Source organism: Paenibacillus elgii NBRC 100335 (genome assembly GCF_004000865.1).
Lineage (GTDB): Bacteria > Bacillota > Bacilli > Paenibacillales > NBRC-103111 > Paenibacillus_G > Paenibacillus_G elgii.
The window spans coordinates 160,064-173,076 of sequence record NZ_BIMB01000001.1; the positions used below are offsets into that span (position 1 = coordinate 160,064).

Here is a 13,013-nt window from a genome sequence, read left to right on the forward strand (position 1 = left end):
AAATGACCTTTCTGCCGCCATCCTAAGAAGGCAAGGCCGATTTTTACCATGCCTAAAGGAGCTGAATTGCGATGAGCCATTCGAAACGCCGCAAGGAAAACCAATGGAAAATCCGCAAGCAAACCCAGCAGCCGCACGGTAAAATCAAGTCCTTGGCTGCGTATTCGGACGAGTACGACGCGCAGCAGTCCGGCCGCTAAAAACGCGAAAGACCCCGCAGACGGCATGTCCGCGGGGTCTTCCTTCTAGGCTTGCTCTCTCCCCTGTTCAATCAAACGTTTCGCCCGCTCCATCTCCCGGTCGCTTGGCGTCGGCACATGCTCCAGCGGATAGGCTTTTCCGAGCTGCTCCCATTTGTAGACACCCATCCGGTGGTAAGGCAGCACCTCTAATTTATGCACGTTGCCCAGCGACCCGATGAAGCGGCCGAGCTCCAGCAAGTCCGCCGCGTCGTCCGTGACGCCGGGGATGAGCACATGGCGGATCCAGACCGGCTGTCCGCGGTCCGACAACCATCGGGCAAACCGGAGAATTCGTTCGTTCGGCTGGCTTGTCAGCGCCTGATGCTTGTCGCTTCGGATATGCTTGAGGTCCAGAAGGACGAGATCCGTCACGTCCATCAGTTCCCCCGCATGCTCCGGCTCGCAGAAGCCTGACGAGTCCAGCGCGGTATGCAAATTCCATCGTTTCTTCGCTTCCCGAAACAGCGCGGCCACAAAGGGAGCCTGAAGCGTAGGTTCGCCGCCGGTCACGGTCAATCCGCCGTTCGAGCTGCGGTAATACGGAAGAAACGGCTCGATCTCGTCCAGCACGGATGCGACCTCTACCACACGGCCTGTGGCCGTCTCCCATGTATCGGGATTATGGCAGAACCCGCACTGCAGGGCGCAGCCCTGCATGAAGAGCACGAAGCGGATGCCCGGCCCGTCTACCGTGCCGAACGTATCGAGCGAATGGATGCGTCCTTTCATCCGATGGATCCGTGGAACGTCCGGTTGATGACGTCAAGCTGCTGCTCCCGGGTCAGCTTGATGAAGTTGACGGCATAGCCCGATACGCGGATCGTCAGCTGCGGATATTCCTCCGGATGCTCCATGGCATCGAGCAGCTGCTCGCGGTTGAACACGTTCACGTTCAAATGGTGGCCGCCGCTTGTCGCGTAGCCGTCCAGCATCGCGACGAGATTTTGCGATCTCACGTCGGTCTCCCGGCCGAGCGCCTTCGGCACGATGGAGAACGTGTTCGAGATGCCGTCGAGGCAATGCTCGTAAGGCAGCTTGGCTACCGATGCCAGCGAAGCGAGCGCGCCTTTGCGGTCGCGGCCGTGCATCGGGTTCGCACCTGGGGCGAACGGCTCGCCGGCTTTGCGGCCGTCCGGCGTGCTGCCGGTCTTCTTGCCGTAGACGACGTTCGATGTGATCGTCAGCACGGACATCGTAGGCAACGCGTTGCGGTATGTCTTATGCTTGCGCAGCTTGTTCATAAAGGACTCGGCCAGCTCCACGGCCATCCGGTCGACTCGTTCGTCGTTGTTGCCGTACTGCGGATACTCGCCGGTAATCTCGAAATCGACGGCGATGCCTTTCTCGTTGCGGATCGGCTTCACCTTGGCGTAACGGATGGCGCTCAAGCTATCCGCCACAACGGACAAGCCTGCGATGCCGCAAGCCATCGTCCGCAAAATCTCCCGGTCGTGCAGTGCCATCTCCAACCGCTCGTAGCAGTACTTGTCGTGCATGTAATGAATCACGTTCAGCGTGTTCATATAAAGCTTCGCGAGCCAATCCAGCATTTTGTCGTATTTGCTCATGACGTCGTCGTACGAGAGCTCATCCGACGTAATCGGCACCGACTCCGGCCCGACCTGAATGCCCAGCTTCTCGTCGACGCCTCCGTTGATCGCATACAGCAGCGCTTTGGCCAGGTTCGCGCGCGCCCCGAAGAACTGCATCTGCTTGCCGATCCGCATCGCGGATACGCAGCAGGCGATCCCGTAGTCGTCGCCGAATTGCAGGCGCATCAAGTCGTCATTCTCATATTGAATCGAGCTCGTCTCGATCGACACTTTGGCGCAATATTGCTTAAAGGCATCCGGCAGATCGGCCGACCACAGCACGGTCAAGTTCGGCTCCGGCGCCGGGCCCAGGTTGTAGAGCGTGTGCAAGAAGCGGAAGGAGTTCTTCGTTACCCGCGTCACGCCATTCATTCCCATGCCGCCAACCGATTCGGTCACCCAGGTCGGGTCGCCGCTGAACAGTTCGTTGTAGTCCGGCGTGCGCAAAAATTTCACGATCCGCAGCTTCATGACGAACTGGTCGATCAGCTCCTGTGCTTCCTCCTCCGTCAGCGTGCCGTTCTGCAAATCCCGTTCGATGTAGATGTCAAGGAAGCTGGAGACGCGGCCCAAGCTCATCGCGGCGCCGTTCTGTTCCTTAATCGCGCCGAGGTAAGCAAAGTACAGCCACTGTACCGCTTCCTGCGCATTGGTGGCCGGGACCGAGATGTCGTAGCCGTACGATTGCGCCATCCGCTTCAGTTCGTCCAAGCTGCGGATCTGCTCGGACAGCTCTTCCCGAGCGCGAATGATGTCTTCCGTGATCGAGTCGGTTTCGAGCTGGAGCAGATCGTTCTTCTTGTCCGCGATCAGTCGGTCCGTACCGTAAAGCGCTACGCGGCGGTAGTCGCCGATGATGCGGCCGCGGCCGTAAGCGTCCGGCAGCCCGGTGATGATCCCGGCCTTCCGCGCGGTCTTCATCTCGGTCGTGTAAGCGTCGAATACGCCCTGGTTGTGCGTTTTCCGGATGTCGGTGAACAGCTGCACCAGTTCTTGCGGCAGCTCGAAGCCATAAGCCTTGCAGGCGTCAACCACCATGCGGATGCCGCCGAACGGCTGGACGGAACGCTTAAGCGGGGCGTCGGTCTGGAGACCGACGATCCGTTCTTTTCCTTTGTCAATGTACCCCGGCGCATGCGAAGTAATGGTGGAGACGGTGTGGACGTCAATGTCCAGCACCCCTCCGTTTTCCCGTTCCTTGCGCATCAGTACGCTAAGCTGCTGCCACAGATCCGTCGTCGCTTCCGTCGGTCCGGCCAGGAATTCCGAGTCTCCCGTATAAGGAGTAATGTTGCGGTCGATGAAATCCTTCACGTCGATCCGATGCTGCCACTTGCCCGGCGCGAACTGGCGCCAAGCCTCCGTTTGTTCGGGATTCCGGTTCATTTCCGCTTCTTTCAAGCTCATAGTTGGGTCTCCTCTCCAAGAAGTCGTCTCTTTTTATTCGAATTTCCCGTAGAACGCATTACGGTAAACGTCCGCCAGCTCCGTCACGAGCGGCAACCGCGGATTCGCTGTCGTACATTGGTCCTCGAACGCGCGGTCCGCGAGCCCATCGACCTTCGCTTCGAAGTCTGCCGGATCGAAGCCGAGATCCTGGAATCTCTCCGGAATGCCAAGCGATTGATTCAGCTTGCGCACCGCGGCGATCAGGCTGTTCACGCCTTCTTCCGTCGTTTTCGCCGGCAGGCCCAGCACTCTAGCAATCTCGGCGTACCGTTTGTCCGCGATGAAATGATTGTATTTCGGGAACGATGCGAACTTGGTCGGCTTCTGTGCATTGTACCGGATGACGTGCGGCATCAGAATCGCGTTTGTGCGGCCGTGCGCCGTATGATATTCGCCGCCCCATTTGTGCGCCAAGCTGTGGTTGATGCCCAAGAAGGCATTGGCGAAGGCCATACCGGCAATCGTCGAAGCGTTATGCATTTTTTCCCGTGCCAGCGGATCGCCGGTATGGAACGAATTTTCCAGATGCTCGAATACAAGCTGAATGGCTTTCATTGCGAGTCCGTCCGTATAATCGTTCGCCATCACCGAGACATACGCTTCGATCGCATGCGTAAGCACGTCCATCCCCGTATCCGCAACGGCCGTTTTCGGCAAGCTGTAGACGAATTCCGGGTCGATAATCGCCACGTCCGGCGTCAGCTCGTAATCGGCAAGCGGGTACTTGGTGTTGCCTTTATGATTATCGGTAATGACTGCAAAGGAAGTTACTTCCGACCCGGTGCCCGATGTCGTCGGGATCGCGACGAACTTCGCTTTTTGACCGAGGCGCGGATATTTGTACACCCGCTTGCGGATGTCAAGAAACTTCTGCTTGAGCGAATCGAAGCTTGTGTCCGGATATTCATAGAACAGCCACATCGCTTTGGCCGCGTCCATCGGCGATCCGCCGCCCAGCGCGATAATGCAGTCCGGCTTGAATGCGGCCATGCGGGCCGTACCGCGGTCTACCGTATCGACGGAAGGATCAGGTTCAACCTCGGAGAACACCTCGATAGCAACGGGCTGCTTCCGCTTGCGCAGGTAGTACTCCAAGCGCTCTACGTAGCCGAGCTTCACCATCATTGCGTCGGTGACGATCATCACCCGGGTAATATCGGGCATTTTCTCCAGATATTGCGTCGAGCCTTTTTCAAAATATACTTTCGGCGGCACCTTGAACCACTGCATATTGACCGTCCTTTCGGCGACACGCTTCAGGTTGAGCAGGTTGACGGCGGAAACGTTGGCAGTCGTTGAGTTATGCCCGTAGGAGCCGCAGCCGAGCGTCAGCGAAGGCAGGTTCGTGTTGTAGATGTCTCCGATCGCCCCGTGAGTCGACGGCGCATTGACGATGACGCGTCCGGTTTGCAGTCGAGCCGCGAATGCCTGAATGATTTCCTCGTTCTTGGAATGGATGACCGAGGAATGCCCCATGCCGCCGAAGGCGACGATTTCTGCCGCGCGTTCAATGCCGTGCGCCGCATTTTTCACTTTATAGCAAGCGAGCACCGGGCTCAGCTTCTCCGCAGACAGCGGGTAGGCGTCGCCTACGCCCTTCAGCTCGGCTACGAGTACCTTCGTGTCGTTTGGTACCGTAAGGCCGGCCATGGCTGCGATCTTCGCGGCTGGCTGGCCGACGATGACCGCGTTAACCGCGCATTTCTCGGGGTTAATGACCAGCTTCGATACCGCTTCGGTTTCTTCGGCGTTCAGGAAGTAGCAGCCGAGCTCCTTCATCAGCTTTTTGGCTTGCTCGTAAATCGGCTCTTCCAGAATAACCGCCTGCTCGGAAGCGCAAATCATCCCGTTGTCGAATGTTTTGGAAAGAATCAGGTCTGTTACTGCCTGTGGCAGATCAGCCGTCTTCTCGATAAAGCAAGGCACGTTGCCCGGTCCTACGCCAAGCGCCGGTTTGCCGGTGCTGTAAGCCGCCTTCACCATGGAGGAACCGCCCGTTGCGAGCACCAGCGCTACGTCCGGATGATTCATCAGAAGCTGGGTCGCCTCGACCGACGGATTCTCTACCCACTGAATCGCATGCTCCGGCGCTCCGTGCTTCACGGCCGCTTCCAGCAGCGTAGAGGCAGCTGCGACACTGGAGCGCTGCGCCGACGGATGGAACGCGAAGATGATTGGGTTGCGCGTTTTGGCGGCGATCAGCGATTTGAACATCGTCGTCGACGTCGGGTTCGTGACCGGCGTCACCCCGGCGATGATCCCGACCGGCTCAGCCACCGTCTTGTAGTGCTCGTACGGGTTGTTATCGATCACGCCGACCGTCTTGTTATGCTTGATGCTGTGGTAGATGTACTCGGTCGCGAAGATGTTTTTGGTGATTTTGTCTTCGTATACCCCGCGGCCGGTTTCTTCTACCGCCATTTTCGCCAATACCATATGCCGGTCGAGCCCGGCAAGCGCCATATGCTGCACAATATCGTCCACTTGGGATTGGTCCAGCTTCAGATATGCTTCTTGCGCTTTTTTTGCCCGGGCTACGAGCTTGTTCACTTCCTCGAGCGCGGCTGCTTTTGCGTCGGCTTTCACTTCTTTAACGGCCATTGATTCTTCCTCCATTCGTGTCGCTTGCGTTATTGTGGCTGATTTGGGTCCCGTTTGTCCGGATTGGACGGTGGAACAACACGGCAGTCGTTGCAAATCCATGAAGTACCCGCCGGGCCTTCGCCCTTCGTCTTGCCGCATTGCTCACAGGTGATGAGATTCATCGGCATCCCCCCCCTCCTAAATATATCCTGAATCTATGCTGTATGTTAAGAAAATAAACTATCGATATCGTCAAGAATCTGTTCCGCCATCGGATAAACGACGTCTTCCTCCAGATTCAGGTGCTCGTTCAGAATGAGACACGCCTGAATCAGATGCGAGCTCGTTTCGCGGATCGCTTCCCGGCTTGGCAAGGACAGCCGGTCTACCGACTCAATAAAGGAATCGATGAACGTTTCCGCAAGCTCGTGATCTTTTTCCATCACCCAGAAGGACGGCATCATGGACGGACCGGAATATTTATTGAAATAACTGCAGAGTAAAGGGAACAGCTCCCGCTCCTCCCAGGTCGCATGCCGGTCCAATTCGGTGCGGAAATCCGTAATTTCCTCCCGCAGCTGCTGGAGAAGCGCCATCGCTTCCGGAACAGTTTTCATCTTTCCGACCGATTGAGCCTTGGCCTGCACCGCGGACAGCCGGATTTTTAAGGCGTCGTGCTCTTCCTTGAGACGGTCCACCGCATCCATAAACCGGGTCGGACGCGCGCTTTGAACGCTGGCTTCCGTTATCGTACTCATTGAAACAATCCTCCTCGTATTGGGATTGACTTCATTGTAACCGCGATGGAAGAAATACACTGTGAAAAAAATCACTAGTCACAAAAGGGACATATTCCGACAACAAAATCCGACACGGGCCCGGTTCATTTTCCGTTGATAAACACGGTAATATCCACTTATATCTCCAAATTCCTGTTTACTCACTTCAATATATTTCGATATCATTCGACAATTTTAAAAAATTAAAAAAACGTTATCGCAACCGACATCCACCGAAACGCCCCCTCGATGAACAATCCAAGGTTCAACTCCACCGCATGGTCTATAGTAAATTTTCAGCACAACAAAAAAGAGCTCGGTCACTTCACTGCAGACCGGCCCTTTCGGATGGAGCTTGGTTTTCATGCGGTTGTTCTGCGGGTCAGCGTTTAGCCAACTGTTCTTGGGCGAGCCGAATCATCTCGCGCACCATGCTTCCGCCGATCGGCCCGCCGATCTTGCCCGCTTGCTCGGTCGAGAGCTGGCCGTTATTTCCGGGGCTCAGCGGAATGCCAAGCGTCTTGGCCACCTCGTATTTCACCAGATCCGGGCGGTTCGGATCGACGGCATAGCCTTGCCGGCGCATAACCTCCGACTTCAGCCGGTCCAGCGCCTGATTCGCTCCGGGCACGACCGGCGTGCGGCTGCGTCTTCTTGCCATCGTAACTCCTCCTTTGTTTCCCAGTTGCAGGAACGTTTGTTCCCATGTATACTTTAAACCAATAAACAGAACGTATATTCGTGTATTTGTAACTATGGAGGTGTTCGCCTTGCCGCTGCAAACCCGATACGAGCCTGTCCGCGCCAAGCAACTGCTGAATCCCGTTAAAGCCCCGTCCATGCCGTTCGATTGGTCGATCAATCCGTACCGCGGCTGCCAGCACGGCTGCAGCTTCTGCTATGCCCGTTCGACCCACGCCTTCCTTGGAATGGAAGCCGATGATACGTTTCAGCATCACATCCTGTACAAAGACAATGCGCCGGAAGCACTGCAAGCGCAAGTCGAACGCATGCTGCGCGCCAAGGGCGGACGAAGCAGGCTGGGCCGAATCGCAATCGGTACCGCTACGGACCCTTACCAGCCGCTTGAGGGCCGCTTGAAGCTCACGCGCCAATGTCTCGAAGTGCTGGCCGCCTACCGGCTGCCGGTCAGCATAACGACGCGCTCTCCCTTGATTTTGCGCGATATCGATCTGCTCCGCAAGCTGCCCGGAAGCTCGGTCAACATCAGCCTGAATACGCTCGATAAGCGCATTTGGCGCAGCTTCGAGCCGATGTCTCCCGCTCCGGCCCAGCGGATCAAGGCGCTTCAAGGGCTAAGGCAGGAAGGTATCGAAGCCGGAATTTTTATGGCTCCGATTCTCCCCTTCCTGACCGACCAAACGGAAGACATGGAACAGGTCGTAGAGCAAGCCGCCGAAGCCAAAGCGTGCTTCGTCATGGGATCGGTGCTCCGCTTGAACACGGCCGAAGTGAAATCGTGGTTTTTCGGGACACTCCGGCAAGCGTATCCCCGCTTGGTCGGCTCGTATGCCGATTGGTACGGACATTCCCCGACCGCCCCCAAAGCGTACCGGGAGCAGATCCGCTCGCAGCTTGCCCGGCTTCTTGAACGGGCCGGCATTCCTGCGTACATGCCTGAGAGCGGAGCTAAGCCGATTCAAGCGGAAAGCCCCGAAGACGATAAGCCGGTGCAGCTCGCTTTTGCGCTTGATCTATGAGGATTTTCGGAGCCCTTTCCACAAGCGGTACAAAAAGAACAAGACCACGCCCCAAAAAAGGATGCCGAGAAGCGAGAACCCCCCATGTACCGGCGCACCCCCTCCTCCGAACACGCCGAACGGGTTCAAGATGCTGCCGAAAAGCGCGCCGGCCGCAAAGCCCCCAAGGATGCCGCCCAATCCGCCGCGGACAGGAGACGGCGCCGGAGTCGCGGGGGTTGTGCGGACATTGCCAACAGGCGTCCTTGTGCCGGGCGTCGGCGTATATCCCCTTCGGCCACTGGAATAGCCCCCTCGTCCCGAGCGGTAAGCCTCCGTCTGGTAGTTACCCTGGGGACCGCCCAGCATATCGATATCTTCCTGACTATAAGGAATCGGCAGATTCCGATCCTGCGCGCTCGCCGGGGTGGACAATACGCATAGAAGTACGATCCATAACGAAAGCAGCAATTTTTTCATGCCACACCTCCTTCGGTTCAGGCAGCGATAGGTAAAGTATCCGTCCGAAGGATGGCGGCTATGCATGATGGGCCACAAAGACGCAGGTAAAAGCCGTCCACATGGTGCGACCCGGCCTTCTTCGGCGTTGATCCGCTTCTGTTCCGCATCCGCTCTCTCCCTTTTACCGCACCAGGCCGTTCCTTCCCCCAACAACGTCATGAGACTAATTACCCAGCCGTTAGAGCATAGGAGCTTTCTTTCCCTATCAACCATGTTCCTGCAACAAGAATCCCAAGCAAACTGCCCCCAGAAAAGTCAAGAAAAAATAAACTAAACTAACAAATCTTGTTAGCATAATCCATGTAGAAAATGGATGTATTAGGAGATTGCCGCAGAAAAATAGCAATGTATTCGTTTTATTGAAATTTGTAGCAGTTTTACACGAAATGGTTCGTCCACTATGATAGCTAAAAAGGACTATTTTTTACAGAAAAAGCCTAGTCCTAAGCCAAGCAGGCTTGCCGTTTCACCGCAAAATACAGATAAAGAGAAAGTAGAGGGAGTAGGAGATGCAGTACGTTTTATATGTCACAACGATCGTGTTCCTTGTCTTTCAGCTGTTGTACACGGTTATTCCCTTGCTGTTCGGCAAGGTGAAGAAGCTCGACGAAAGCCTGCCCGAGAAGTCCATTTCGGTGTTGGTTCCCGCCTACAACGAAGAGCTTACGATCAAAAATTGCATCGATGCGATGAACGGCCTGAACTACTGCAATCACGAGGTGATTATCGTCAACGACGGCTCCAAGGACGACACGCTGTCGAAGCTGCATGAGCTGTTAGTTCTGGAGTCCCGGCATCGGGAGCCCGGCGGACAGCTTGTCTACAAGCCGCTCAAAGGCTTCTATCAATCGGCGAAGTACCCCCATATTTTCGTCATCGACAAGCATAACGGCGGCAAAGCCGACTCGCTGAACGCGGGCATTGATTACGCCGTATCCGACATCGTAATTACGCTTGATGCCGACAGTATGCTTGAAGCCCGTTCCCTTCAGTATGTGAGTCAATATTTCCACGACCCGGACGTGATCGCCTTGGGCGGCACGGTGAAGATCGTACAAGGCGCGGAGAAAAAGAACGGCGTCATCGTTGAGAAATTTACTGGAAAAGGCATCATCAAGAGCCAAACCATCAACTATATCCATGGCTTCTACGTTCGGAAGCTGACACAATCCGTCTTTAATTCCATCGTCGTCATCTCCGGCGCGTTCGGCGCGTTTTACAAGGATATTCTAGTCAAGGTGAACGGCTTTCGCAGCACGGTCGGCGAAGATATCGATATTACATTGAAAATTCACGAATATATGAAAGCGAATCGGTTGGCCAAAAAGCTCGTCTACGCGCCGGAAGCGGTCTGCTATACCGAATGTCCGGAAAATATGGTCAATTTCTACAAGCAGCGGATTCGTTGGCAAAAGGCATTCATCGACTGCATCCTCCTTTATTGGTCCAAGCTCTCGCATCGCTTCAGCAGAGGTGTCAGCCTGTTTTTTGCCATCGACGGATTTGTTCTCGGTACGATTGCCGCCTTCACCAGTTTGATTTATATCGTTCAATTGCTGATAACCCAGCAAAGCTTGGGGCATGCGCTAATCCTTTTCGCCATTACGGTCGCAGTCAATGCGGTGCAGATGATCATCGCCTTTTACCTATGCAAAAAATTCGGAAGCACCTACACGATGAAAGATTACATCCGCATGTTCCTGTTCAGCCAGGCGGAGCTGCTCACGTACCGGAACGTCGTACTGTATATCAATATTGTCGGAACGCTCAAATATTTCGACAACGACGAAGGCTGGGGATACGTGGAGCGGAAAGGCGTCGCTTCCATTAGCTGAACCCCTGCAATTCATTGACGATAGACTCGGTAGGAGGATGTTATGGACAACCTAATGAAAAATAACCGCATCATCTACATCGACATGCTGCGGATCATCTCCATTCTCGCCGTAATCATCCTTCATATTACTGCGGATTTGCTGACCCGGACGAATGATTTCAATACGATAGCCTGGTGGATCAGCAATGTGCTGAATTCGATCGCCCGATTCGCGGTTCCCGTCTTTTTCATGATTAGCGGAGCCATGATTTTGCGGACCGAGGTCACCTCGTACAGGGAATTTTATAAGAAACGCATTCTGCCGTTAGCCATCCCGCTCGTAAGCTGGTCACTCATCTACGATGCCTACAACCAATATTTTATTCTCAAAAGCAACCTGACGATCCTTCAGTTTTTTACCGATTTCGTCTATCGGCTCATCATCGACCGTAATTACATACACCTGTGGTTCCTGTATGCGATCATCGCCATCTATGTCACGGTGCCCTTGGTCAGCCGGCTCGTTAAAGCTTGCTCGGAAAAGGAGCTACGGTATTATTTAATCCTCTGGTTCGCGATAAGCATCGTCTACCGTTTCATATCGGATATGGTATTTCGGGTCGCCTCCGAAAGCATCTATGTCCCGATCCTGAATATTCCTTTGTTTATGGGATATCTCGGTTATTTCATTCTCGGCTACTATCTCTTCCATTACGAGCTGCCTGCGAAGGTGAAGTCGCTGCTGTTTAACATCGGAGTCGTCTCTTTTTTCGTGACGCCGATTGCGACTTATTTTGCCTCCTTTTATAGCGGGGTCCTGGACGAAATGTTCTACGGGAATTATTCGATTACGACCTTTTTCATGGCGGTCGGGCTGTTTCTGTACTTTCAAGAGAAAAATTGTATTTTGGGCGAAAAGCTCAATTACAAAATCCAGAGGCTGATCGGCTCCATGGCGAAGGCGAGCTTCAGCATTTATTTGATCCATCTTTTGGTTGAGCTGACGATTTCGCGCAGGGTGGAAAGCGAAGGGTCCGCTCCGGAAACCGTCTTCACGCTGCTGCTCAATCTGGGCATGGTGTTCGTCATCAGCTACATCGTCGTAAAAATACTGAATCTCAATAAATTCGTGACTCGCGTACTATTCGGCGGAAGAGGCTAATGCACATGAAAATCAGCATCTACACCAAGCTCATTATCGTCCTGCTGCTCGCAGGAATGGGGATATACTTTTACGTCCAGCAGCAAACAAGCGATCGTAAAATCACTTCCGTTTATATTGTTCCGAGCGGCGCCGACATCGATCGGATCAACCTATCGAATCCGCGTGTCGATATCGGCTTTATCGCTTTTGCGAAGATCGATAAAAACCGGCTTTATTTCCACACGAACTCTGACGCCGATGCCGAAATCAGAGAGAACATCAAGACGCTCCGAGCGAATAACCGCCAAACGAATCTTGTGCTGGGCGTAGGAGGCTATGGGGCCGACGGCTTCTCGGACGCGAGTCTGGCGGAGAACCGGGGACAATTTACGGACAATATCGTGGCTATGGTGAAAGAACTGGACTTGGACGGCATCGACATCGACTGGGAGTATCCGGCTTCGGATGCATGGAACACACAGAAATCCCGACCCGAGGATACGCAAAACTTCACTTATCTCATGAAGGAGCTCCGGGAGAAGCTGAACCGGCTTCCGCATAAGAAACAAAAAAAATATTTGCTGACCTTCGCTTCGGGGACTCAGGATTGGTATTTCCGGAATGTTGAAGTCAAGAAGGTCGAGAAATATGTCGATTTCATCAATGTGATGAGCTACGATTTGACCGGACGCTGGTCGCAAACGACAGGCTATAACTCTAATCTGTACGCCGATGCGGGCAGCAAAACGGCGCATAGCGTAGACGCCGTGATCACGATGTACCTGGAGCACGGGATCGATCCACAGAAGCTCCTGATGGGCATTCCGGCTTATTCTTACGGCTGGGAAGAGGTCAAGAGCGACGGCGACGGATTATATGCGGAGGGCAAGCCGATCGACATCGACAAGGTGGACTTGAGCTATAAAACGATTGAAGCGAAGTATATCGGCAAGAACGGCTTCAAGCGTTACTACGACGATCACGCCAAGGCAGCTTACCTGTACGACGGCAAGACGTTCGTTTCGTATGAGGACAAGGAAGCTTTGAAGGCCAAAATTGCTTACATTCAACAAAAGGATTTGGCCGGAGCGATGGTATGGGAATATTCCCAGGATGCGGAGCACGGATTGGTCAAGTTTCTTTCGGAGCAGCTGCAAATGTAGAGGAGATCGGCAAGCGCACCTTA

Annotated in this window: 11 protein-coding genes; 5 read left to right on the forward strand and 6 right to left on the reverse strand. The window is 54.4% G+C overall.

From position 1 onward, the window contains the following. The first annotated feature begins 71 nt into the window (after window positions 1–71). On the forward strand, window positions 72–200 hold the full coding sequence (locus PEL01S_RS35045; RefSeq protein ID WP_220389012.1) for a DUF6254 family protein: 129 nt from the start codon (window positions 72–74) through the stop codon (window positions 198–200). A gap of 45 nt (window positions 201–245) precedes the next feature. Here PEL01S_RS35045 and pflA read toward each other — a convergent pair whose 3' ends face one another. The 5 genes from pflA to PEL01S_RS00815 form a co-directional block, all read right to left on the reverse strand. Continuing rightward, window positions 246–971: a pyruvate formate-lyase-activating protein gene (gene pflA / locus PEL01S_RS00795; RefSeq protein ID WP_127458902.1), complete on the reverse strand. Its 726-nt coding sequence runs from the start codon at window positions 969–971 to the stop codon at window positions 246–248. After that, entirely contained in the window at window positions 968–3,241 is a 2,274-nt protein-coding gene (gene pflB / locus PEL01S_RS00800; RefSeq protein ID WP_108529929.1) for a formate C-acetyltransferase, read from the reverse strand. Before pflB ends, pflA begins: the two co-directional genes overlap by 4 nt. Before the next feature lie 33 nt (window positions 3,242–3,274). After that, the gene (adhE, locus tag PEL01S_RS00805; protein WP_127458903.1) at window positions 3,275–5,899 is read right to left on the reverse strand and encodes a bifunctional acetaldehyde-CoA/alcohol dehydrogenase; all 2,625 of its coding nucleotides are present in this window, start codon (window positions 5,897–5,899) and stop codon (window positions 3,275–3,277) included. Between the two features lie 194 nt (window positions 5,900–6,093). Then, window positions 6,094–6,624 carry a hemerythrin domain-containing protein gene (locus PEL01S_RS00810; RefSeq protein WP_063179882.1) on the reverse strand — a complete coding sequence of 177 codons (531 nt, stop codon included), beginning with the start codon at window positions 6,622–6,624 and terminating at the stop codon, window positions 6,094–6,096. Between the two features lie 403 nt (window positions 6,625–7,027). Next, on the reverse strand, window positions 7,028–7,306 hold the full coding sequence (locus PEL01S_RS00815) for an alpha/beta-type small acid-soluble spore protein (RefSeq protein ID WP_063179884.1): 279 nt from the start codon (window positions 7,304–7,306) through the stop codon (window positions 7,028–7,030). A 100-nt stretch (window positions 7,307–7,406) separates the two neighbouring features. Between PEL01S_RS00815 and PEL01S_RS00820 the strand changes: the two genes are divergently transcribed. Further along, window positions 7,407–8,366 carry an SPL family radical SAM protein gene (locus PEL01S_RS00820; RefSeq protein ID WP_231884617.1) on the forward strand — a complete coding sequence of 320 codons (960 nt, stop codon included), beginning with the start codon at window positions 7,407–7,409 and terminating at the stop codon, window positions 8,364–8,366. Here the strand turns inward: PEL01S_RS00820 and PEL01S_RS00825 are convergent. After that, on the reverse strand, window positions 8,361–8,825 hold the full coding sequence (locus PEL01S_RS00825) for a hypothetical protein (protein WP_127458905.1): 465 nt from the start codon (window positions 8,823–8,825) through the stop codon (window positions 8,361–8,363). The two genes, PEL01S_RS00820 and PEL01S_RS00825, sit on opposite strands and share 6 nt — an antisense overlap. 551 nt (window positions 8,826–9,376) lie before the next feature. Here PEL01S_RS00825 and PEL01S_RS00830 point away from each other — a divergent pair. From PEL01S_RS00830 to PEL01S_RS00840, 3 genes are read left to right on the forward strand one after another with little or no spacing between them, the layout of a single operon-like run. Next, entirely contained in the window at window positions 9,377–10,702 is a 1,326-nt protein-coding gene (locus PEL01S_RS00830) for a glycosyltransferase family 2 protein (protein ID WP_127458906.1), read from the forward strand. A gap of 42 nt (window positions 10,703–10,744) precedes the next feature. Then, entirely contained in the window at window positions 10,745–11,845 is a 1,101-nt protein-coding gene (locus PEL01S_RS00835) for an acyltransferase (RefSeq protein WP_063179889.1), read from the forward strand. Window positions 11,846–11,850: 5 nt separating this feature from the next. Further along, complete coding sequence (locus tag PEL01S_RS00840; protein WP_127458907.1) at window positions 11,851–12,990, forward strand: glycoside hydrolase family 18 protein; 1,140 nt, start codon at window positions 11,851–11,853, stop codon at window positions 12,988–12,990. Window positions 12,991–13,013: the final 23 nt, after the last annotated feature.